This is a genomic window from Nanohaloarchaea archaeon SW_7_43_1 (genome assembly GCA_003009795.1).
Lineage (GTDB): Archaea > Nanohalarchaeota > Nanosalinia > Nanosalinales > Nanosalinaceae > SW-4-43-9.
In genome coordinates this window covers 100,862-121,429 of the sequence record PXPE01000001.1, presented here as the reverse complement: position 1 = coordinate 121,429, position 20,568 = coordinate 100,862, and the positions used below count along the sequence as shown (strand labels likewise).

Annotated in this window: 27 protein-coding genes and 1 tRNA gene; 18 read left to right on the top strand and 10 right to left on the bottom strand. The window is 42.6% G+C overall.

Annotated features, from left to right (window positions below; genetic code table 11):
* The first annotated feature begins 14 nt into the window (after positions 1–14).
* The 6 genes from BRC29_00700 to BRC29_00675 all read left to right on the top strand — a co-directional run bounded on the left by BRC29_00700 (position 15) and on the right by BRC29_00675 (position 4,840).
* Positions 15–563, top strand: a complete 549-nt coding sequence (locus BRC29_00700) for a CBS domain-containing protein (GenBank protein PSG98629.1) — start codon at positions 15–17, stop codon at positions 561–563.
* A gap of 55 nt (positions 564–618) precedes the next feature.
* Complete coding sequence (locus tag BRC29_00695) at positions 619–1,074, top strand: hypothetical protein (GenBank protein ID PSG98628.1); 456 nt, start codon at positions 619–621, stop codon at positions 1,072–1,074.
* 4 nt (positions 1,075–1,078) lie between these two features.
* Positions 1,079–1,705: a hypothetical protein gene (locus BRC29_00690; protein PSG98627.1), complete on the top strand. Its 627-nt coding sequence runs from the start codon at positions 1,079–1,081 to the stop codon at positions 1,703–1,705.
* A gap of 6 nt (positions 1,706–1,711) precedes the next feature.
* Positions 1,712–2,398, top strand: a complete 687-nt coding sequence (locus BRC29_00685) for a hypothetical protein (GenBank protein PSG98626.1) — start codon at positions 1,712–1,714, stop codon at positions 2,396–2,398.
* A gap of 236 nt (positions 2,399–2,634) precedes the next feature.
* The gene (locus BRC29_00680; GenBank protein PSG98625.1) at positions 2,635–3,777 is read left to right on the top strand and encodes a hypothetical protein; all 1,143 of its coding nucleotides are present in this window, start codon (positions 2,635–2,637) and stop codon (positions 3,775–3,777) included.
* A gap of 94 nt (positions 3,778–3,871) precedes the next feature.
* Positions 3,872–4,840 (top strand): guanosine monophosphate reductase, encoded by a 969-nt coding sequence (locus BRC29_00675; GenBank protein ID PSG98624.1) that lies wholly within the window; start codon positions 3,872–3,874, stop codon positions 4,838–4,840.
* 51 nt (positions 4,841–4,891) lie between these two features.
* Here BRC29_00675 and BRC29_00670 read toward each other — a convergent pair whose 3' ends face one another.
* Positions 4,892–5,386 (bottom strand): RDD family protein, encoded by a 495-nt coding sequence (locus BRC29_00670; protein ID PSG98623.1) that lies wholly within the window; start codon positions 5,384–5,386, stop codon positions 4,892–4,894.
* A gap of 272 nt (positions 5,387–5,658) precedes the next feature.
* Between BRC29_00670 and BRC29_00665 the strand changes: the two genes are divergently transcribed.
* Together BRC29_00665 and BRC29_00660 are read left to right on the top strand one after the other, a co-directional pair.
* Positions 5,659–6,141 (top strand): hypothetical protein, encoded by a 483-nt coding sequence (locus BRC29_00665; GenBank protein PSG98622.1) that lies wholly within the window; start codon positions 5,659–5,661, stop codon positions 6,139–6,141.
* A gap of 198 nt (positions 6,142–6,339) precedes the next feature.
* Positions 6,340–6,849: a hypothetical protein gene (locus tag BRC29_00660; protein PSG98621.1), complete on the top strand. Its 510-nt coding sequence runs from the start codon at positions 6,340–6,342 to the stop codon at positions 6,847–6,849.
* A gap of 41 nt (positions 6,850–6,890) precedes the next feature.
* Here BRC29_00660 and BRC29_00655 read toward each other — a convergent pair.
* Positions 6,891–6,965 (bottom strand) — tRNA-Thr (locus BRC29_00655).
* Positions 6,966–7,020: 55 nt separating this feature from the next.
* Between BRC29_00655 and BRC29_00650 the strand changes: the two genes are divergently transcribed.
* The 3 genes from BRC29_00650 to BRC29_00640 all read left to right on the top strand — a co-directional run bounded on the left by BRC29_00650 (position 7,021) and on the right by BRC29_00640 (position 9,885).
* On the top strand, positions 7,021–7,929 hold the full coding sequence (locus BRC29_00650; GenBank protein PSG98620.1) for a hypothetical protein: 909 nt from the start codon (positions 7,021–7,023) through the stop codon (positions 7,927–7,929).
* 91 nt (positions 7,930–8,020) lie between these two features.
* Positions 8,021–8,977, top strand: a complete 957-nt coding sequence (locus tag BRC29_00645; GenBank protein ID PSG98619.1) for a leucyl aminopeptidase — start codon at positions 8,021–8,023, stop codon at positions 8,975–8,977.
* A gap of 206 nt (positions 8,978–9,183) precedes the next feature.
* Positions 9,184–9,885 (top strand): hypothetical protein, encoded by a 702-nt coding sequence (locus BRC29_00640; GenBank protein ID PSG98618.1) that lies wholly within the window; start codon positions 9,184–9,186, stop codon positions 9,883–9,885.
* Here BRC29_00640 and BRC29_00635 read toward each other — a convergent pair.
* Genes BRC29_00635 through thpR form a run of 3 tightly spaced genes read right to left on the bottom strand, consistent with a single transcriptional unit; the run spans position 9,882 to position 11,211 of the window.
* Complete coding sequence (locus tag BRC29_00635) at positions 9,882–10,307, bottom strand: hypothetical protein (protein PSG98617.1); 426 nt, start codon at positions 10,305–10,307, stop codon at positions 9,882–9,884. The genes BRC29_00640 and BRC29_00635 overlap by 4 nt on opposite strands.
* Entirely contained in the window at positions 10,304–10,651 is a 348-nt protein-coding gene (locus BRC29_00630; GenBank protein ID PSG98616.1) for a hypothetical protein, read from the bottom strand. The genes BRC29_00635 and BRC29_00630 overlap by 4 nt, the downstream gene beginning before the upstream one ends.
* Positions 10,648–11,211: an RNA 2',3'-cyclic phosphodiesterase gene (gene thpR / locus BRC29_00625; protein PSG98615.1), complete on the bottom strand. Its 564-nt coding sequence runs from the start codon at positions 11,209–11,211 to the stop codon at positions 10,648–10,650. Before thpR ends, BRC29_00630 begins: the two co-directional genes overlap by 4 nt.
* Positions 11,212–11,236: 25 nt before the next feature.
* On the opposite strand from thpR, the gene BRC29_00620 reads away from it, so the two are divergent.
* From BRC29_00620 to BRC29_00610, 3 genes are all read left to right on the top strand, one after another.
* Positions 11,237–11,497: a hypothetical protein gene (locus BRC29_00620; protein ID PSG98614.1), complete on the top strand. Its 261-nt coding sequence runs from the start codon at positions 11,237–11,239 to the stop codon at positions 11,495–11,497.
* 140 nt (positions 11,498–11,637) lie between these two features.
* Positions 11,638–11,868 (top strand): hypothetical protein, encoded by a 231-nt coding sequence (locus BRC29_00615; GenBank protein ID PSG98613.1) that lies wholly within the window; start codon positions 11,638–11,640, stop codon positions 11,866–11,868.
* Positions 11,865–12,227, top strand: a complete 363-nt coding sequence (locus BRC29_00610; GenBank protein ID PSG98612.1) for a hypothetical protein — start codon at positions 11,865–11,867, stop codon at positions 12,225–12,227. Before BRC29_00615 ends, BRC29_00610 begins: the two co-directional genes overlap by 4 nt.
* Here BRC29_00610 and BRC29_00605 read toward each other — a convergent pair.
* The 3 genes from BRC29_00605 to BRC29_00595 form a co-directional block, all read right to left on the bottom strand.
* A complete protein-coding gene (locus BRC29_00605) occupies positions 12,224–13,174 on the bottom strand; it encodes a DNA repair and recombination protein RadA (GenBank protein ID PSG98611.1) in 951 nt (316 codons plus the stop codon). The genes BRC29_00610 and BRC29_00605 overlap by 4 nt on opposite strands.
* 62 nt (positions 13,175–13,236) lie before the next feature.
* On the bottom strand, positions 13,237–14,232 hold the full coding sequence (locus BRC29_00600) for a hypothetical protein (protein PSG98610.1): 996 nt from the start codon (positions 14,230–14,232) through the stop codon (positions 13,237–13,239).
* 70 nt (positions 14,233–14,302) lie between these two features.
* Entirely contained in the window at positions 14,303–14,500 is a 198-nt protein-coding gene (locus tag BRC29_00595; GenBank protein ID PSG98609.1) for a histone, read from the bottom strand.
* 128 nt (positions 14,501–14,628) lie between these two features.
* Between BRC29_00595 and BRC29_00590 the strand changes: the two genes are divergently transcribed.
* The gene (locus BRC29_00590) at positions 14,629–16,353 is read left to right on the top strand and encodes a hypothetical protein (protein ID PSG98608.1); all 1,725 of its coding nucleotides are present in this window, start codon (positions 14,629–14,631) and stop codon (positions 16,351–16,353) included.
* Between the two features lie 126 nt (positions 16,354–16,479).
* Here BRC29_00590 and BRC29_00585 read toward each other — a convergent pair whose 3' ends face one another.
* Positions 16,480–16,935: a hypothetical protein gene (locus BRC29_00585; GenBank protein ID PSG98607.1), complete on the bottom strand. Its 456-nt coding sequence runs from the start codon at positions 16,933–16,935 to the stop codon at positions 16,480–16,482.
* A 164-nt stretch (positions 16,936–17,099) separates the two neighbouring features.
* On the opposite strand from BRC29_00585, the gene BRC29_00580 reads away from it, so the two are divergent.
* Both BRC29_00580 and BRC29_00575 read left to right on the top strand, forming a co-directional pair.
* On the top strand, positions 17,100–18,200 hold the full coding sequence (locus BRC29_00580) for a hypothetical protein (protein PSG98606.1): 1,101 nt from the start codon (positions 17,100–17,102) through the stop codon (positions 18,198–18,200).
* 233 nt (positions 18,201–18,433) lie between these two features.
* The gene (locus BRC29_00575; GenBank protein PSG98605.1) at positions 18,434–18,640 is read left to right on the top strand and encodes a hypothetical protein; all 207 of its coding nucleotides are present in this window, start codon (positions 18,434–18,436) and stop codon (positions 18,638–18,640) included.
* Between the two features lie 579 nt (positions 18,641–19,219).
* Here the strand turns inward: BRC29_00575 and BRC29_00570 are convergent.
* The gene (locus tag BRC29_00570) at positions 19,220–19,996 is read right to left on the bottom strand and encodes a hypothetical protein (protein PSG98604.1); all 777 of its coding nucleotides are present in this window, start codon (positions 19,994–19,996) and stop codon (positions 19,220–19,222) included.
* A 73-nt stretch (positions 19,997–20,069) separates the two neighbouring features.
* On the opposite strand from BRC29_00570, the gene BRC29_00565 reads away from it, so the two are divergent.
* On the top strand, positions 20,070–20,567 hold the full coding sequence (locus tag BRC29_00565) for a hypothetical protein (GenBank protein ID PSG98603.1): 498 nt from the start codon (positions 20,070–20,072) through the stop codon (positions 20,565–20,567).
* The last annotated feature ends 1 nt before the right edge of the window (position 20,568 follow it).

Sequence of the window (20,568 nt, the reverse complement as noted above, 5' to 3'; positions counted from 1 at the left end):
ATCTGTTTCCTATTATGAAACAAGAAGTCCAGGTAAAGGAGGTAATGACCGACGGCGTAATAGCCGTTGAAAAGAATAAAACAGTAATAGAGGCAGCCAACCTTCTTAGAGAGGAAGGGATTAGAGGCTTAGTGGTTGTCGAAAATGAAGAGGCAGTCGGAGTGATCGTCTGCAGAGACATAGCCTATCAGGTAGTTGCTGAAGGCCTTGATCCTGCAAACACCAAAGTTGAAGAAGTAATGAGTACCGATCTGATCGTTGCAGAAGAGACAGAGCTTCTTGATGATGTAGCAATGGCCTTAGTTCGGAACGAAATCTCTCGAGTACCTGTTGTCAGAAACGACATGCTTGTAGGCATCTTAACACAAAGCGATATTATACGGGCGTGGCCTGGCTTCGCGGAAATCATCGGAGAGGAAAGAGAGCTAGAAGCACCTGCAACACCACAGGAAGAACCTCAGGAAGGAGTCTGTGAGGAATGCGGCAATTACTCTGAAGACCTCAGGGAAATGGCAGGAGAACTTCTCTGTGAAGAATGCAGAGCAAACCTTGACGTCTCGTAAAAATTTTTCTCAGCACCTTCTCTTTTTTATCCTACCTTCCACCAGTTAACTCTATATGAGCGGTATGAAAATTCAGGAGGAAGTGGTGAGAAGACGGCAGACTATCGCTGTAGACCAACCTGAGAGAGCTTACCCTGAGATAAGAGATCTCCTGGAGAGAAGAATGGCCTTTGACCATGTCACCGAGGAGAAATACTACACCGATGTCGATGAAGGAAATGTCCGCTCCAAGATAGTGACTGAGGAGGCTTTCGACAAACATACAGCTGAGATTCTAGAGATATTTACCGTGATAAACAAGGAATCCGAAGAGCTTGACTTACAGGTTAAAGGAAAGCTTGTGACATCCTATCCCGTAACAGGTTGGAAGGCAACCCTGTGGTACTATGCTTACCGCGCACTGTATGAAAAGTTTCTATACGGTGAGGTAAGGAAGGAATGGGAGCACGCAGTGGAGAGCAAAACCGATCAGTTAATGAACAGGGTAAGACAGAACCTGGAAGCGGTGTAAGGCCATGGTAAAGTTTGAGGAATCTGTGATCGGGAAACAGGATCATTTCTTCGTTGAAGAGGATCCTGCCAGAATCTACCATGATCTCAAAGACATACTTGTGGACGAGTTCGACATGGATAGGATTGAGGAAGGAGGAAGAATGGAGTTCTCAGTGAAGAAACCCAAGGACCGTATCAGGATGAAAGCTTTCAAGGAGAAAAGCCCTCATACAGTGTTAATGTTTAATATTTCCTTCAAAGCGAAGAAACCTAAAGATTTCTATACCATTGACCGTCCAGACGATATTCACAAGGCCCGTGTAAAAGTCGATTCCAAAGTCATCAGTATCTACCCGGGCGGGGACCCTATCAGCTGGCTGCCAAAAGGTTTCAAACAAGAACCACGGGAAAACTGGAAAAAGAAGACAGGGCTGAGATCCGAACACAGATCCAGGTTCCAGAAATCAAAGTTCTACGAGATACTAGTAGGAATCTGGTACAACAAGTTCTACTCAAAAGAAATCAACAGATACGAAGAGGAAGCCGAAGAAACAACCGTGATCATACACAACCTAATGCGTGAAAAATTCGGAGTCGAGAAAACCGTACACAGATCAGGAGCATCACACTACCAGCCTCCATCAAAGTGATAACAAATGAGTGAAAACAAAGACCCCGGTTTTCTTGGAAAAAACATTTTACCATGGTTTCACACTCCTAATACCTATAAAAACAACTATGAAGAACAGAAATTCGGGCATAGGGATGATACCTGGCATCATTTTGAGCTTTTTAACGGAGGATGGCATGAAATCCAGAACAGGGTTGAATGGTACGAAAGCCCGAAAATCCCGAGAATATACCAAGACCATGTCTATATCTTCAAACAGAACATGGATATGGGAAGACCGGATGAAACACATTATGAGGAGAACGTCGACTCTCGATCGTTCAAATCTACGATAGAGAAGGAAGACGATCTTCCCAGTAATAGAGGAAAACTGAGAATAAAGTCAACGATCAATACAAAAACACCGCCCTCTGGCGAAAATGACTTCGCAATGGTTGAGTACCTTGTAAATACCGAATTAAAGTACAACATCCCCTCGGGTATTGACAATCTCCCCAGAGTCATAGCCTATCCTCTAAACCGTTTTTTCCGCTGGATATTTATGATGTTCATAGTTCATGAAATGGTAGATTATGATGGAGAATATGCCAGGGAGAAAACAACGGAGTACTTCCAGTACCTGAGAAAGTATCACGGTGAAGAGCCAACTCAAAGTAAAACCCGGCAGTCAGAGTTCGAACCGGTTCCGGAAGAAGGAATTTTCTTCCAATAGCCGGTTAGAAGCCAGCCAATCCTAATCGTTACCTAGAAAAAGGTTGGTAGAAAGTTGAACATATAAGAGACAGTAAGATATTATTTTTATGGCTGCTCTCGGTCAGCAGGCGCGACGATTGGGACTACCGGATGATCGTCTGTGTTACAGAGCAGCCATATACTATACATATGTGACCGAAGTACTGTGAATATGGATAAAGGAGAGTTTAGGGGAAGACTGGAGGAAAGATAATAATGGGGAAAATATCGCAGAGCTCAACTAAATACCTTATCAGGGCAGAACTTGAGTCCTCAGGAATAATTGAGAAACCGGATATTGTCGGCGCAATCTTCGGTCAGACTGAAGGACTTCTTGGAGACGAACTTGATCTCAGAGAGCTGCAGGAAAAAGGAAGGGTCGGCAGAATAGATGTAAGGGTTGAAGATAAGGAAGGAACTTCCATAGCCGAGATAGAAATACCGACGTCTCTTGACTCGGCTGAGACTTCGTTACTGGCTGCTTCTCTGGAGACCATCGAGCGTGTAGGTCCTACAGGAGCAGATATCAGGGTAGAAGAGATAGACGATAGAAGGAACACTAAAAGAGACTACATAGTCAAAAGAGCTAAGCAGTTACTCTCTGAAATGCAGGAAGAGAAACCCGAGAAAAACAGTATAACAAGAGAAGTCAAAGAAGAAGTAAGAACATCAGAAATAACAGCTTACAAAGGATTCAGTGCAGGACCTTCAGCCGAACAGTCGGAAGAGATAATATTTGTAGAGGGAAAAGCAGACCTCCTCAACTTATTGAAAAACGGTATAAAGAATACAGTAGCTCTTGGAGGAACCTCTATACCGGAGAACGCACAGGAAATAACCGAAAATAAAACAATTACAGCATTTCTTGATGGCGACAGAGGAGGAGACTTGATACTGAGGGAGCTTGAGGAAAAAGCAGAACCGGATTACATAGCTCGGGCACCTGAACGTAAAGAAGTGGAAGAACTCGGCAAAGAGCAGATCTATAAAGCATTGAGAGACAAGGAACCTTTCAAATATGTAAGCAAAAGTAATGCTGAAGAGGAAATAGATCAGGAGGATAGAAACAGATTTGAGCGAATACTAGAAGATTTAGTGGGTACTAGGGCCGCCACCATATTAGATGAAAACTTTGAAACTTTGGAAAGATTCCCGGTCGGTCAGATGAGTCAGAAAGTATCTGATGTCGAAAGCTGTAAGTTGGTGGCATTAGATGCTAAAATTGATCAGCAGAAAATTAACCAGGCAGAGGGCGCTGGAGCAGATTATGTATTAGGAATGGAAAAATCAGGGGCTTCAAACTCTTCGAAATCCAAAGTTTTTACTCGAAGCGCTCTTGAGGCCTTCGAAACATCCTGAATCTGCAACAGGATAGAAATATCTGAAACCAGAGCTGCTTTATGCTAAAATGTTATAAGCTTGCTTCATTTGATTACTCCCGGGAGGATTACTTTTGGAAGAAACTAAACTTTGTTACGATGACGTACTTCTAAAACCCAAAAAAACTGGTGTAGAAAGTCTTTCGAATGTTGATACTTCTACAGAGCTGGCCGGTATAACTCTTGAAGCACCGATGATTTCAGCTCCTATGGATACCGTAACTGAAAGAAGAATGGCTGAGGAAATAGCCGAACAGGGAGGTATAGGAGTTGTCCACCGGTTCCTAGAGCCAAGTGAGCAGGCTGAAATGGTTGAAGGTATTTCACCTGTTGCCGGTGCCGTAGGTTTGAACGAGTACAGCCGTTGTAAGGAACTTGTTGATGCCGGTGTTGACATGCTCGTGGCGGATATTGCGCATGGACACCATGAAGCGTTTATGGATTATATTGAAGATATTACTGAAGCTTATGATGTGCCTGTAGCTGCTGGTAACGTGGCTACTGTGGAGGGTGCTTACGATCTCAGCAAAAGCGGTGCAGACATAGTTAAAATCGGTGTTGGTCCGGGTGCGGCTTGTACAACCCGTGAAATGACCGGGGCGGGGTACCCACAGTTTTCTGCTGTAAAGGAAATCAGCGAACAGAACTTGGATGCGGATCTGATTGCTGACGGTGGTATCCGCAAACCAGGTGACCTCTGTAAAGCGTTAATGGCTGGAGCAGATGCCGTTATGTGTGGGGGTGTATTCGGAGATACTTACGAATCTCCCAAAGATGGAGAGTTCAGAGGTATGTCAACAAAAGCCGCTGCCGAAGACAGAAGCGACCGCGATCTGAAAGAATCAGATAGTTACGAAGAGGGAGAGGTAATGTTTTATGAAGAGAACAATTGCGTTGAAGACGTAATCCAGGAGTACCTAGGTGGTTTAAGAAGCGGATTAAGTTACTGCGGCGCCAACAATGTTACAGACGCACGTGATAAAAGCGAGTTTGTCCGTGTTACAGGCAGCACACAGTACAGAAACGGTGCTCACGGAAACTAAAAAACCCGGCTAGGATGCTTACTTTTCTACGCCTCTTTCGCTTCTTCAATTTTATCTTTCTACAACAACTGTTCCAGTCAAACGGTCAAAGATTCTCTGTCTTTTCTCTGTTGACTTAATGCTTGCTATCGCTGCCGTATAGAAAAGTATGCCGGAGAAGAAATCTATAATCACTAAACTAGGCAAATTTCTCAGTACAGCCTCTTTTGATCCGATTTTTCCACCATCTTGTTTCACTACCTGTATATCCGTTAACCTTTTTCCTACAGTCTGGCCGTTCCAGTAATACTCAAGAAACGCCTGATAAATTGTACTAAGTGCAAAGGCCAAGACTATACCTATCAGCAAAAGACCGCCCGGAGCTAAGCTCCCAGCTACGGAACTAAAACCTAAGTATGTCAATAAAAATGTTAGAGCTAAAATTGAGAGCGCTGCAAACGCTACTATCAAATTGTCTACAATCTGTGCAATAATTCTTTCGAACAAAACATCGGTCTGTTCTCTGGAGATTTTCTGGTTCATAAGAACCAGCTCGTGTAGTGACATTTAAATATTTGAGATTCAGCAAATAAGTCGGGAAATATAGTACTCAAACCGAATTTTGAAGACCCAAATAGGCGGTAAGATAACCGGTCATCTCCGATAATTAAAATTTTGAGATAGGATTTAAGGATCAAAATTCTATTTAAAAAGTTTATTTTTGTTTTTAGCAAGATTGAAAAGATTTGAGGATATTTTGATTCTCTAAATCAATGGATAATAGCCCAAATACCTTGAAACAGGAAACTCCGTTTGGTTGTTTCATAAACTGTTATGCGATGGTAGAATCCTATTACGGTGATGGTTTTGAGTTCAGCAAGGATGATGAGCTTGATTTGCTTGAAAAATCATTTAGGTTTGATAGGGAGTGCTACGAGCCTTATTTGATAAACGAATTAATGCAAGACCACTCTGTCGAGGTATTCATAGAGTCAGACTACCTTGTCTGGAAATATCAAAAATTATCTGAAAATCTAGGGAATAAGATAGATCCCGAGCATAAAATAATGTCGTGCGGCGATTACAGAGAGGCGGTTGAAACAGGATTGGGGATAGTCTTGCTCGATAAAAGGAGTTTGGATATGTATACCCATTTTGCTCACTGGGTTGTAATTAGTGATTACTCAGATGGTTGTTTCGCAGTCAATGATTCCTGGACAGGAAGAGAAATACAGATGCCAAAAACAAGATTTATGGATTCTATCAAAAGTTTGAGAAATAATCTAAACTGTTCTCCGGTTTTAGTCAGTGTGGAAAAATAACGACTTGATTTCAAATCTTGGAGTGTAAGGTAGAATTCTGCGCCACCAACTCTAGTCATGCATAAAAAGGCAAATCCAAACCCCGACCGGGATTTAAATGCTTGCTTCCAAGTCTAACGTTTAAAATGGTGACCTGCGAAAGATCTAAAGTTTTCGATAGGCGACAGATTTTTATGAGTTCATTTTCAGCAAGTTAATATGTCTGGAGCAGCTTATAATTCTGGAATACTCCTTTCTGGAGAAGAACTTTACAAAATGGCAAAACAAAGAGAAAGCTGGGATATAGGACCTAAAAGGACAAAATATAAACTATTAAATCCAGAAGGGGTAGGAGTGCCCTTAAGAGATGAAGATTTAGACGAGCCTTTGGACGCTATAATAGATGGATTGGAGATGCAAGTCTCAGAATTTCTGGGCAGAGATTACGAAGTGACGAGGATTGAAAATCCGATAACCAGAAGTAGGACGGACTGGAAAAGCTACAAACTAAAACTCCGCTCTGATAACCATCTGCTCAATTATGGAGCAAGACCAGCGACCGGTGAAAGAGTAAAGGAACCAGAAGACTTGCAAGAAGTTGATACAGAAATTAGAATAGAAGGCGGAGAAATAGGAGAACAAATCTGGGAAAACACTCCTTCTAATATGAGACCTGAGCAATATGATGAAGAAGACTCTTGGGCTTCTGCAGTTTGGACGGTGAGTTAATTTAGACCTCAAACAGAGTTCTCAAAGCATATCCTTTATAAAGCCTCGACCGAGATTTGAACTCGGGATCTGTCCCTTACGAGGGGACCGCTCTAGCCAGGCTGAGCCATCGAGGCGTAATTTCTTTGTTAGAGGGCAAGATTATTGAAGTTTGTATTTTAAGAGTAGTTCATGTCTGATGGAGAAGTTTCTTTGAGTGCTGAGGAACTTGCTTTTCAGGTTTTAGATAAGTCCTATCCGAATTTTTTTGATCCTGAAGATGAGCAGTATGATACTTCTGCTGTTGTAGTGGATGAGTATGGCCGCGGTTCTGCAGGTGTAGATATTGAGAATACTAATTATACTACAGGTTTCTGGGCTTTGACTAATGCCGTGCATGAGGGTTTGCAGAACGGCGGCAGAAAGTTTTCTGACGCAGTAATTGTCACTGAGGATCCTGATTACAGGTTGAGAGGAACGGATCTAGAATCTTTATATGGTTTCATCGATGTTGAAATGTCTCTAAAGGTTTGCAATACTGCTTTGGATGAGAAAATGTTTTACAGAGTTGTCGAAAGAGATGAGGATGATGCTGTGATTCCTCATATCGATGAGGGTGTTGAGGTAGTTGATGAGAGCTTTGAGCCCTATAGTTCTTATCTGGAGCTGGATACTGATAGAAGCAAGGAGGAAGTTGAACGGGAGTTGATCGATATTGCTGAGCAGGGTATGGAGAAGGCTTATGCTGATGACTCGGGTTTTGAGGTTGGTTCTGCGTTGATGACTTTTGATGGTATTGTTTATCCGTACAGCAATAAGGAGCATGAGGATGATAGGAAGTTGACGGCTCATTCAGAGGATGTTTTTGCGAAAGCTGTGCGTTACGGTGAGGAACCTGGCGATTTTGATAAAATTGTGATAGCGACCTCGACTCCTGAAGGAGGATCTAGCTGTGGTAACTGTCTTCAAACCATGGCCGAGTTTCAGGATATTAGCAGAGGCCACGAGGATCTTGACCTGGTTTTTGCCGGTCAAGAGGATGTTATGAGGAGGAAACTTTCCGAGGATTTTCCGCTACCCTTCAGCCCCGGGAATCTGTGAGAAAACCGAGCTGATTTTTTTATTCAGGGCAGAGTAACTTCTGCCCGGCTAAGCTAGAAAGCATTTTAACTCTGGACACTAAGAATATTGTATGAGCCTTAAGGAAGGAGCTGAAACAGTTGTTAATCAGTGCATGGATATTGAATCCGGGGAAGAAGTGCTTGTTCTGAACGATGGTAATGACCAGGATTTAATTAATTCGCTTCTTGAAGTATTAGATAACGTAGGCGCGGATTACCGTTTGATGGAGTATGAGGAACCGGAGAATCATGGCGAAGAACCACCTCAAGAAGTTGCGGAAAGTATGAAAGAGGCTGATGCTGTTATAGCTCCAACTTTGAAGTCTTTATCTCACACTGATGCTAGGCATAAAGCAAATGAGGCAGGGTCCCGTGTAGCTACGATGCCTACTGTTACAAAGAAAGTCTGGAATCAGAGCCTGAATGCAGATTATGAAGAAGTTCGTGATCTTTCCCGGAGATTCTACAATGCACTTGAAAATGTTTCAGAGGTAAGAATCGAGACACCGAGCGGGACTGATCTAACTTTGAAAGTTGATCGGAAGTACTTTGAGAAGGATACAGGTTTTATCAGGGAAGAGGGGGATTTCGGAAATCTTCCGGCAGGAGAAGCTGATGGCGGTGTTATCGATGCAAACGGAGTTCTAGTTATTGATCATTTTCCCTTCGCTCCAGAAGGAACAGAAATCGAGATCGAGGACAATAGGGCGGTAGCGGTGAGACATGAAGATGAGGAAGAATCGGAACTTACGGAGACTTTTGAAGAGTTCAGATGTGCGAAACAGGTCGCCGAACTAGGAATTGGAACGAACCCGAAAGCTACTCTGATCGGTAATGTTCTCCAGGATGAGAAGGTTAAAGGAACGGTACATGTTGCGTTTGGAGACAACTCAAGTTATTTCTCAGAGAATCATGAAAAGAGGAACGTATGCGATATCCATTGGGATACAATATGTGAGGATCCTACCGTCAAGTTTGACGGTGAGAAAGTAATTGATAAAGGCGAAATACTGATCAATCCAGAGTAACATTTAAAACAGCTTCCCGACTATGTTAGATTATATGAATGCAGTGGCTGGTTCGAGGACTGTTGATGAAATGTTTATGTCAGCTACTGCGATGATCTCTAAGTTTAGGTTTACTAATTTTCTGACCATCGGAACCAAGGCAATTGTTAATTGGAAATGATTCTTGGTTCCGGGGCCGCATAAAAACTTAGAAAGGGTATTTCTCTGTGGTTCTGGAACGATTGAGTGACGGCGCTTCAAGGCACTTACTCGTTCCCGATAAGGACGCACGGAAACTGATTTTTATCCTCTGCCTTCCGCTTGTTGATGGAGTCTTCGCAACCCTTCTTGTTACAGGAGCGATTGAGACGTTCTCTGATGTGGTATCGGTGGCGTTGACAGTTTTCACGGGAGCGGGAGCACTTGCAGTACTGTACTCGTGTTCGGAGACGAGAAAAGAGGCGACAAGAACAGTGTTTCGGGCAGCACCTTACTTAGTAGTCGGAGCGATCTTGATATCTTTGGTGGCTCCGATCTATGAGCAGCTGTTCTTTGTGGGAAGACTTCGATACGCGGCCGGATTAGCATTATTTACGATAGCGGTGAAGATGGGTGGTTTAGAAGTCGGGGAATGGCTTTCAGTACCTGCCATACTGATAACCGGTATGGTTTTATCGGTAAAGAATCCGAGTTCAGTCGCCTTAAGCCTTGAGTATGTTGCTCCTGCAGCGGGAACGGCATTGGTAGCTCTCTCAGCATTATTCCTCGCATCAAGGCTAGATACGTCACAGCTCGACCTTAACTACATTAGAAAAGGTGGGGCATTGGTACTTGGGAGTATAGCGCTTTCGATGTACGGATTTAGTATACCATCGGAGGCGGGATTGGCGGTACTTGCTCTTTCCTTTTTCGCCTCTTATAATGCCTAGAACTGCTGTACTTGGACCTTGAAGTTGGATTTTTCCTTCATTTTTTCCTCTATTTTCAGCACTATCCTTATCCGAGTCCAGCCTATTACCAGCAGGAAGCCTACAGCATCAGTGATGAATCCTGGGCTTAACAGCATTAGGCCTCCTAGAACGATCATTGCACCCTCTAGGACGTTTCGGGATACTTCGTTTGCTGTTACAGAGACACCGAGTTTCCTCCAGACAGTTTTCGCTTCCCGTTTCACGAAGAAGGCACCCAGAATTCCTGTAAGGAAAACCAGGCCCAAGGTCTCGATAAATCCGATTCTGCCCGTGACCTCAATCAGAAGATAAAGATCAACAAAAGGCAACGCAAGCAATAGTATTATCAGGTAAAGTAACATACTGAAGATTTCATCCTGAAACGGTTTAAATCCAATCACTGTCTCTCAATTGCCTGGGCTATAAGCTCTAATTCGCCTTCATAAAGAGTTATCTCGCCCTCAACCGATACCTTCTCTCCTTCCTGAAAGTTTTTATTCGAGTTGAAGTCTGCGACCGACATTGATCCTGTTTCGTCCTCAACTGTAAGAAACAGGTTTCCATCTACATACTGGCTTGAGATCACTTCTCCCTTAACCGTTATTATGTCTCCTGTCTGTGAGGAGGAGCTGAGACTTTCAATCTTATTTGTTTCCGGTTCAATACTTTCCGCTGTCACAAACATTATTCCCAGTCCTATCACTGCGAGTACGGTAGATATAAAGTATAGTTCCCTGTGCGTCACAGCTCTTTGCTGTAAAGTTTCTCGTATCTTGAATCACCCTGTTGAAGATCGGATCGGAAAAGTTTGACATTTCTAACTTCAAGCTCGCCAAATCTATGGTTTTCAAATTCCCTCAGGGTTCTTCTCAGTTTTTTCTTTTTATCCTTATCTATATCTCTCACCCGCATAAGGGTTATGTGAGGCTTGAACTCATGTTTGTTGTCAGATGTTATTTTATGGTCAGAAAGCTGGTTGTAAAGCCTCTGAAATTTCTCTTCCTGATCTAGACCCGACCAAACCACCCTTATATGTTCAGTTGAGGGAAAGCATCCGACGCCGGAAACCTCCGCTGTGAAAGAATCAGCCTCAAGTTTATCCATCGTCGCTTTCAGCTCGTCTATTTCCTTTTTATCTATATTTTGGAAGAACTGTAAAGTGATATGCATTTTGTCTTTCTTGACCGGTGAGAAACCCAGGTCTATTCTATCTTGGACTTTAGCCAGTTCTTCAAGAAGTTTTTCATTTTCTACATCGATCGCTGAGAACACTCGGGCCATGTAAACTTTTAATGTCTCGGCCATAAAAACATGTTACGGAGGAGCAAAAATGGCTGATAGACCTCGAGGATCACAGATCGTTGGTAGAACAATAGTTTCGGAAGAACATGGTAAAAAATACGGAGAAGTAGAAGATATCTCATTCGTCGGAGACACAGGAGAACTTATGAACCTGCTAATTTCCAACACAACAGAACACATCGACGATGTAAAACTTCAGGAAGACCGGAAGGGAAGAAACATTGTCCCGTTCTCAGCGGTTAGAAGCATCGGTGACTTTGTGATCGTCTCAGAAAGCGACATAATCTGATTGGTGATTCTGCAGTAGGAATCTACTTAGACAGGCCTTGTGCTCTTTATCGTTTCTTACTTCAGATATAATCACTTTTATACTCAGCTTTAGTGGAAACAAATTTAATTCAATGGAAATAAGTTTATTTCTGTGGTACTATGACTGTTGCTTCTGTTGACGACCAAGGTAGATTGTATTTACCCAAAGAAATTAGAAATGGTTATACGGACAAATTTCGAATAATTGAGACTCAGGATGAAATTTTATTATTGCCTTTACCAGAAGATCCGTTAGAAAGCTTTCAGGAGGAAGAAGCTCTAGAAGACAAGTCTATAGAAGAACTAAAGGAAGATGTAAGAAAAGATTCCAGAGAACAGGCAACAAAATGATGTATGCAGATACCGATTTCATACTGGCTTTACTGAAAGATTCTGACTGGCTCAAGGACTCTGCTAGAGCAGTTTACGAAGAGCATAAGGAGGAAATATTTACGAGCCACGTGACCTTAAACGAGGTTCTAATTCTCTGTGAGAGAAATGATTTGAGTCCGAGGAAGAAACTATCTGAACTTGAGATGTTGATGCAAATTGAGGCAGATATGGATAAATATCTGGAAGCTGCACATTATATGGAGGAATACGATCTTCACACATTTGATGCTCTTCAAGTAGCTTTCAGTGAGGGTGAGGTAATCCTGACTACCGATGAAAAAATAAGGGAAATAACGGATGTCAAGAATTTCCGTTAATCGCTGATTATTCCCTCGTCTGCTACTTTGAATACTGCTTCTGCTTCCGGCATGTAGGGTGAGTCGACGAGTCGTGCTACTCTCTTGTCTTTCTTTCCTTTTCTCAGGTAGAGTCGTACTGCGGAGTTGTGTGCAACGATGTGTCCTCCAATTGCCTTTGTTGGGTCACCAAACATCTGGTCAGGGTTGCTCATGACCTGATTTGTGACGACTACTGCGGCATTGTGGGAGTTAGCCAGTCTGAGCAGTGTGTTCATGTGCCTGTTCAGTTTCTGCTGTCGAGGGGCTAGTTCCCCTCTTCCGACGTAGTCTGCTCTGAACTGGGCTGTTAGAGAATCAACTATGATCAATCCTATGTCTTCTTCCTGACAGATATCCTGTGCCTCGTCTGCAAGCAACATCTGGTGATCCGAGTTGTATGCGCGGGCGACGTGGATGTTGTCAAGTGTTTCCTCAACGTCAAGTCCTCGGGCTTCGGCCATCTGCTCGATTCTTGTTGGAATGAAGGTGTCTTCCGTGTCAATATATACTGCGCCTTTCCCTAAGCCGCCTTCTCCCTCAGGTAGCTGAACGTTTACTGAGAGCTGATGTGAAATCTGTGTCTTTGCTGATCCGTATTCTCCGTAGAACTCTGTAATGTTCTGTGTTTCCACTCCACCTCCTACGATTTCGTCGAGGTCTTCACATCCTGTGGCAATCCGACCCATTTCCTTCCTGGAATCGTACTTATCCTTTCCTGTCTCAAATCCTAGGTCTAGTTCATGCCGTGCTGCAGTGATTATCTTCTGTGATTTTTTATCGCCAAGATCTGCGACTTCTCCGAGGTCTCCGGAGCTCATTGTAGCGATCGACATTAGATCGTCGTAGCCTGCTTCTTCGAGTTTTTCCGCTGTTTTTTCTCCTACTCCTTTCAGTTCTACAAGGTCTTTTTCGTTGTCTTCTGTCATAGTATTGTCCTCCCTTCTTTGTTAAGAAATTCTTGATCTTTTGTCTAAGTAGTATAGTTTTTTTAGGCTTCGAACATCTCAATAATCTGGTCAAGCTCTTTCTCAGCTTCTATCTCTTCAAAGCTATTTGCTATGAGCTCAAGCGTTCCGAAATAATCGTTGTGGCGTGCACGGCCTTCAACTTCTATTCTTCTTCCGATCACGTCTGTGGCTGCTTTCTCGACTGCTTCAATATCTCCTTCTTTCTCGGTTTCCTCATCAATATCGAGAAGTTCCCGCGCTCTATCTCCAAACATTACAACCCGAGTATTGCCTGTTCCATCGTCCAAAACGATTGACATTGCAAGTGCTTTATCCGGCTCTACTTCCCCGTGTTCCTCACACACGTATTCTCCATCATCGTCTTCTCTTACTGTGTTTCCACATTCAGGACATTGCGAGTAGAACGGGCTGCTGGTATAAACATCCATTATCATTCCTCTTACGCTGTACTCGGCGTTCTTGCTTCTTACCTCTCTAATGCTGGCTTCAGTTTTCTCACTTACCTCATCTGCCTCAACTTCGGGAACTTCATCATCGTCCATCATTTTCACTTGTGCGGAGTCCCCGAGTCTTAGTTCTGCGTTACCTTGGTTGTCTTCTACAGTGTATGCTCCTGAGATACCTATTGCGTCGCCTTCATCAACTTTTTCAGCGATCTCGGTCTGGTCGTCCCAGAGAGATAGTCTTGCGGTACCGGTGCCATCTCCCAGTGTAATATTTCTTACTTTGCCATCGTCTCCGTCATCTCTCTCAAAGGTGTTGGTTTCAGATATTCTTGTTACCCGTCCTTTGATATTAACTTTTCTCATGTCTGGAACGATATTTTCGACTTTCAGTGCCTGATCACTTGATTCCGCTATCTGGACATCTGCTTCCTTTGCTACCAGATGGATTGCACCTTCCTCAGATACAAGTCCTTCGAACTCGTCCATTTTTTCGTCGACTTTTTCCTCTATCTCGTCTTCTTCAAGATCTGTTTCCTCTACTATTTTTTCCACAATTTGTTCAGGTTCCATATCAGAATTTTGAGATGGAAGACTTAAATCCGTGATGTCTGTTAGAATTCAAAGAACAAAAAATTGGTTTTTATCTCAGAGCTTCTTTGACGTCTTCGCCTCTAACTGTCTTCCTGTCTTCCTCTTCTGTAACAGCGACTGATTCCTCAGCTAGATCTCCTGCAAACAGTTCGAGTAGCTCCCCAAGTTCCTCAGCTGCGTCTTCTGATACTCTTTTGTCCCCTTCACTTTTGATCATTTCCTTCATTTTCGAGATAGAAAATTCCATTGGTTACCACAAATAACAAATCTGAAGTTAAGTATTTAAACAAGATTGTTGGTTTTACAAGATCTCTCAGAACCGTATCCAGATTTGCAATAATGTTTTAAATCAGTCTCAGAGAAATTTAAGTTTCAATGACCGGGGAAGAAGATAGTAGAATCGATGATCTGGAAGAGAAAGTTGAGAACATTGATGACCGACTAAGTAGAATAGAGGATGCTCTAACCGGGGACAAGGAAGATATTGGGGGAAGTTTGGAGAATAATTTTGATTCTTCAAGTGATTCATCGGAAGAACGAGATGATTCTAGCGAGGACTCCGGTATGAAATCACCTTCTCTTGAGTCGGAAGTAGGGCTGAAATGGTTAGGCAGGATAGGAGTTCTTGCATTTGTTTTAGGTATAGCTTTCTCAATTAGATATGCTATACAGCAGGATTTAATCGGTTATACTACCAGGATAGTGTTAGGATTGATTGCAGGTTTAGGGATAAGTGGCTTAGGATGGTTTGCTAAGGAGAAGTTCTCCGGGTATGAGAGGTGGGGTCGTACTTTGATGGGTGGCGGAACAGGAATTGTTTATTTCGTGGTTTATGCGTCCTACCATTTCTCAGGGTATCAGCAAGCTATAGGTCTTACATTGGAACAGAATGTATTCTTTTTAGCGGCTGTAGCACTAGGAATGTTTGCTATAGCTGTCCGTGAAAATTCAAAGGTTTTCGGCGCTGAAGCAGTTACTGCTGGATTCGCAACTGCTTATCTTGGTACGAATATAGGATATTATATACTGATTTACGTTGGGTTGTTGGCTGGAGGAACCGCTTTATTGTCATATTACAAGAATTGGCTGGCCATTCATCTTTACGCATTTATCTCAACGATGGGCATATACCGTATTTGGAGTGAAATCGGAGGGCATGAATCAGGGTTGATATTTCTTACTTCAATGTTAGCTTTGTTCACGGCTTCTAGTTCAGCAATTTTGCATAAATTAAGGGAGCTGAATGATTTGGATAGAGTTTTAGGGCTAGCCAGTATTTATGTTACGCCTTTGCTTTTCACTGCCCTGGCGACCTTAGAGTTCATGGAATCAGGCATTGAATATTTATACGGAATTTACTTTGGAATTTTTGCTTTACAGACTTTAGTCTATTTCGTATCACAGAACCTTGATGTAGATCTGGAAAACCACTATCTGTTTTCAGGTATTCCTTTTGGATTAACAGGGATTTTTCTTTACTTCTCTGATTTCTGGACCACGGTCGTTTACTCAGCATTAGCAATTCTACTTGTATTTTTATCCCTGAACTTAGGTAGGAAGGAAATAAGCTATGGCGGCTATTTCGTTTCTGCCGTAGCCGGGTCCAAAGTCCTGATTTATGATTCCTGGAGATTGGCTGGTCTTAGCTATTCTAATCCTTTATCGTCTACCAGATTATTTGCATACTTAGCAGTTATTACAGGCTTTACAGTTATTTACCTTCTTTCTAGGCTTAACAGAGATGGATTAAGGAAAATGAATTTGGACTATAATTTGGTAGAGAGAGCCTTCTCATGGTCCATAGTGTTGCTGTCGATGACTGCTATAGGTTTGGAAATAGAAGGGTTTAGATTGTCAGTTCTTTGGGGAGTTTATGGTTTATGCCTGTTAATAATGGGCATTAAGCTTCGTCTAACCTACTTTAGAAGGCAATCGATAGCGGTTCTAGGTATTACTACGTTCAAAGTATTTATTGTCGATACTTCAGGCTTAGATACTTTTTCGAGAACAGTATCATTCCTAGTGCTCGGCATCTTACTTATAGCATCCTCCTATATCTATACAAACTATTCGAATAGGATAGAGGAAGCAGTCGGATAGAGCGCATTGATGGGGAAAAAACCCTCTTTCATGGCTTCTTAACATTTGTAGATCTCCTGCTTGGGTATTTCAGAATACTGCTTCCGATAGAAATACTTCGAAAAAAATTTGAAGAGAAAATGGTTTCTACCACAGGCTGAACCCTGTGTTGCTCTCAGCTTCTGCATCTGCGTTAGCCTCTGTGTTTGCATTTGCCTCGGCTTCTGTGTTGGATTCTGATTCGACGAAGACGTTTACTACTGCGTTAACTGCTGATCCTTCTTTGCTAGAGTTGCTTTCATTTCTTTCATTATCTGCATCAGAATCTGATCCTGTAAAGACGTTTACTACAGCACTGAAAGTTGAACTCTCTTGGTCTTCTTCACTAGAGTTGCTATCAGCTTTTGTTTCTTGATCTGCCTCGGCATTTGCTTCTGCGTCTAGGCTTAACGCTGAACTTATGTCAGCCACTATTCCGCCACTTGCCTCTGACTGTGCTTCTCCCTGAGCCTGTGCAGCTACTGTAGGTGTAGCTGTTATAAGTCCGATTAGCAGAATTGCTGCCGTGAACGTTCGTTTGTATTTCATGGTTTGTCCACCCATTCGTCCAAATCTACGGAAGATTTAAATATTCTTTTGCTTTATTCTCCCAAAAATGACCAATAAAGTAGTTCAAACTTATTTGATATCCGATTTGCGGCACAAATTCATTGAATATGAGACCTCTAACCCAATAAGTTATAATTGTTACTCTATGATAACAAATTATGGATAGCGAGAAGACTCGTCGGGACTTCCTGAAATCTTTAGGTTCTGTAGGTGCACCCGCTGTTTTGTTCCCTATTACCTCATCCAGCTCCTTATTCGAAGGTAAATATGAACCAGATTATGATTTAACCGATATCCTAGATAATCCGATGAATATTACATCGGAGGGCTACATAGATCTTGATGGGGACGGAGAAATTAGTGAGTATGATGCCAGACTGAGACGAGGTATTCCTCAAGACCTGGGTGCGGCATTGAAGGATGCATATAATCTGCCGGAGCCTGAGGTCTATGATAGAATTGCTTCGGGAGAAGAACTCTCTAATGACGATGAGGGCGTATTGGATGTAAAACTAACTTACGGAGATATCCCGAGCGATATTCCTGAATACGTGGGAGATGAGTTTTTGGAGCCTTGGACCAATTTTGTAGCAGGAGACTCCAATGTAGATGTACATGATGAAGAGATTGACTTGAATAAATCGGAGAGTTCAGCCGATAAAATATTTTCAGATGCCGCAGAGCTGGCTCAGGAATATGAGGGTTATGACATTGTGCTTCACTTATCATCACATACAGGTGAAAGAGAGGATCAAAATGACCTGTTAGGAAGAGGTCATGTTTCCTCTGGAGATACTCCCGAAGGATTCACCTGTACAAGTACTGTTTATGTTGGCAATGAAGGATCAGTAACTGAAAATGAAAACGTTGTCGGAAAGCAGGAGGCGTTGGAACAGATTGAGGAGAATCAGGAAACAATACCATTGATAATAGATAGAGATGACTATTCAGAATATCAGCCCTTTATGACTATGGGTCATGAGCTTTCACACAACTTAGGATTTGGCCATGAAGACATAGAGGTACAGCCAGTTCCTAACAAGGAGGAGGGTAAAGCTGCGTTAGCGGGAGCGATTGGCGGAAACTATTCGTATGATGCTTATACTTTCGTGAGATACAGCGAGGAGCCTGATAATTCGAACTTGAAGGCAAGTTACAATGAGATGGAAGAGATAGATGGCGAGATCAGCAAGTTGCTTCATTCAACAACGCCTGTGGGAAACTCACTTGATCAAGAACTTTTCTACAATAGGAATTAGACGTCGCAAAACTCATGTTGGGCACTCTTTTTTGAGCCCATAAAGCATCTAGATATGACAGTAAACCATGAGTATCTGATCAGAGCTCTCACAAACAATGTTCACTTTACACCAACATACAATAATTTTAAATGCTATTCGCTTTCACTCTTACATGGCAAATTTATACACAGATTTTTTCCATAATGAATGATCTGAAAAATAGTAAAAAGAAACCCTAGCAACAGATTATTGTGCGAATAACAAAGATCCAAGACGATGGCAAGCGCCTCATAATATACGGTGAAGGTGGACTTTTTGACCGTCTGAAGGATGTTTTCGATGAGATAGCCCTTGGAGTATCAGTAACAGAGAGTGAGAAAGGTGTCGCTAACATACTCTATACAGAGAACAATCGAGATATCGTGCTAAGAATACTAAGCGATCATACAGAGAAATGAGTGTTGGGACTAGATGAACACTCATCTCCTATCGTTCAAAAGTGCCGTCTTCAAAACATGGCCTGGAACAAAGAAGGTATATTTAGAGTGCATGATATTGTGTTTTTTCATATGTCCTTGACCCTTACTCCCGGGTATGCCAGGTGGATATGGTATAGCATAAAGAACCTATAACTTCGACAGCTTGTTTTCTATATATGGAACCCTCGTCAAACTATACCTCCTTTATTTTGACGGTTTTTGATGTTTTTGAGCTTTCTCTATGTATTCTATTTGTCCTTTAGATTGCCCTCTGGAGATGACGAGTTACTCGTTCAATCTGAGATGCCTGAAAACGGCCGTTTTAGAGCTTTTCCACAGTAAGAGTGTGTATTACATGTGAACACTCATCGTATGAGTGTGTATTTGTATCGAACATACTCTCTATTATGTTTTTCTTGTCTATTAACAACATTTGATTTTAAAATACATTGAATGTTTGTTCTAATTCAACAATTTAGACAACTTTTGTTAGAGGTAAGATGGTGCCTAGTGTGATTTAGAAGAGAGAAGAAAAAAGAAAGGGAAAAAGTCATTTTTCTAGTTAAGGCCTACTGAACCAGCCAGCCCGCCTTCTGCACTACCTGATGCGTCTGCGTTTGAATCTGTGTTTGCATCTGCGTCTGTGTGTGCGTTTGCGTCAGCGTCTGCGTCAGCATTGGCACTGGTGTGAGAGTCTGCTTCTGCGGAGGAATCACTTTCTGCTTTTGTGTCTGATTCTGCATCAGCAGCTGCTCCGATGTGAGCCTTGACTGTACCTGTAATTCCTGATTCTCCGTCAGTCTCTGATTTGGCTTTCGAGTTCTCGGATGCTTCTACGCTTGTTTCAGCGTCTGCATTTGTGTGTGCGTTTGCATCAGCGTTTGCGTCAGCGCCTCCTGCGAACATACCAGATACTCTTGCAAAGATACTGTTCTCTGAATCAGCGTTGGTCTCTCCGTTCTCATTTGTGTGTGTCTGGGCCTGTGCGTGTGAGTTCGTGTTTGCATCCGCATCTACGTTTGTATCTGCTTCAGCATTCACGTCGGCGTCTGCCTCAGCTGAGCCGTGGGCTTCTGTATCTGAACTTCCGTTAACCTGTGCCTGAAGCTCGTTTACTTCTGCCTCAAGTTCACTTACTCTAGAGTCCAGGTTGACAATTGCTTCAGCCATTACTCCTGTATCGGCTTGTGCGTTGGTGTGTGCATTAGCGTCTGCGTTCGTCGATGTGTGCGCTGCGGCGCCAGCTTCTGTGTGTGTTGCGGCTGCTGGTGCTGCCATCAGCGCTACTGCGAGGGTCATCAAAACTGCGTTTCGGGTGTGTGTTTTCATTTTCATTGTTGATCACGTTATGAGGTATTTTCTCATTTACAACCGTACTTTTATAAAGTTTGTCAGTTATTTGTTGTGCATGAGAGAAAGTATTGAAGACATGTCGCATAATGAGAGAAAGTTTCTTTTAGCCCTTATTGAGGACGGAAGCAGAACCGACACAGAAATCGCCAGTGAAACAGGAATGAGCAAGGCAACAGCAAACCGGATCAGGAGAAAGTTTGAGGAAAATGACACCATACATGAGTACCTACCGATAGTCGACCTGGAGGCAGTAGGAATTTCGGTTTACTGCATGATGACTGTACAGCTTTCAGAACCGATTGACAAAACCGAACTTGCTGATAAACCCAACACAATATTTCTGGGTGAGACAGATGATTTCCGGCGGACACTGGTGTTATTTGTGGGATTTCCGGACTTCGATGAGTACTTGGAATTCATGGAAAGCTTTAAAAATGAATATCGTTCGAAGATCAACAAATTTGATAAAAGACTCATCGCACCAGATAAAATATTCAAGGAAGACTTCACACACCTCATTAAACATAACATCAAAACACAGCTAGAGGAGTAAA

Coding starts and splice junctions, on each gene's coding strand:
- BRC29_00700 (PSG98629.1), top strand. CDS start 15: ATGAAACAAGAAGTCCAGGTAAAGGAGGTAATGACCGACGGCGTAATA.
- BRC29_00695 (PSG98628.1), top strand. CDS start 619: ATGAGCGGTATGAAAATTCAGGAGGAAGTGGTGAGAAGACGGCAGACT.
- BRC29_00690 (PSG98627.1), top strand. CDS start 1,079: ATGGTAAAGTTTGAGGAATCTGTGATCGGGAAACAGGATCATTTCTTC.
- BRC29_00685 (PSG98626.1), top strand. CDS start 1,712: ATGAGTGAAAACAAAGACCCCGGTTTTCTTGGAAAAAACATTTTACCA.
- BRC29_00680 (PSG98625.1), top strand. CDS start 2,635: ATGGGGAAAATATCGCAGAGCTCAACTAAATACCTTATCAGGGCAGAA.
- BRC29_00670 (PSG98623.1), bottom strand. CDS start 5,386: ATGTCACTACACGAGCTGGTTCTTATGAACCAGAAAATCTCCAGAGAA.
- BRC29_00665 (PSG98622.1), top strand. CDS start 5,659: ATGGTAGAATCCTATTACGGTGATGGTTTTGAGTTCAGCAAGGATGAT.
- BRC29_00660 (PSG98621.1), top strand. CDS start 6,340: ATGTCTGGAGCAGCTTATAATTCTGGAATACTCCTTTCTGGAGAAGAA.
- BRC29_00650 (PSG98620.1), top strand. CDS start 7,021: ATGTCTGATGGAGAAGTTTCTTTGAGTGCTGAGGAACTTGCTTTTCAG.
- BRC29_00645 (PSG98619.1), top strand. CDS start 8,021: ATGAGCCTTAAGGAAGGAGCTGAAACAGTTGTTAATCAGTGCATGGAT.
- thpR (PSG98615.1), bottom strand. CDS start 11,211: ATGGCCGAGACATTAAAAGTTTACATGGCCCGAGTGTTCTCAGCGATC.
- BRC29_00620 (PSG98614.1), top strand. CDS start 11,237: ATGGCTGATAGACCTCGAGGATCACAGATCGTTGGTAGAACAATAGTT.
- BRC29_00615 (PSG98613.1), top strand. CDS start 11,638: ATGACTGTTGCTTCTGTTGACGACCAAGGTAGATTGTATTTACCCAAA.
- BRC29_00610 (PSG98612.1), top strand. CDS start 11,865: ATGATGTATGCAGATACCGATTTCATACTGGCTTTACTGAAAGATTCT.
- BRC29_00605 (PSG98611.1), bottom strand. CDS start 13,174: ATGACAGAAGACAACGAAAAAGACCTTGTAGAACTGAAAGGAGTAGGA.
- BRC29_00600 (PSG98610.1), bottom strand. CDS start 14,232: ATGGAACCTGAACAAATTGTGGAAAAAATAGTAGAGGAAACAGATCTT.
- BRC29_00595 (PSG98609.1), bottom strand. CDS start 14,500: ATGGAATTTTCTATCTCGAAAATGAAGGAAATGATCAAAAGTGAAGGG.
- BRC29_00590 (PSG98608.1), top strand. CDS start 14,629: ATGACCGGGGAAGAAGATAGTAGAATCGATGATCTGGAAGAGAAAGTT.
- BRC29_00585 (PSG98607.1), bottom strand. CDS start 16,935: ATGGGTGGACAAACCATGAAATACAAACGAACGTTCACGGCAGCAATT.
- BRC29_00580 (PSG98606.1), top strand. CDS start 17,100: ATGGATAGCGAGAAGACTCGTCGGGACTTCCTGAAATCTTTAGGTTCT.
- BRC29_00570 (PSG98604.1), bottom strand. CDS start 19,996: ATGAAAATGAAAACACACACCCGAAACGCAGTTTTGATGACCCTCGCA.
- BRC29_00565 (PSG98603.1), top strand. CDS start 20,070: ATGAGAGAAAGTATTGAAGACATGTCGCATAATGAGAGAAAGTTTCTT.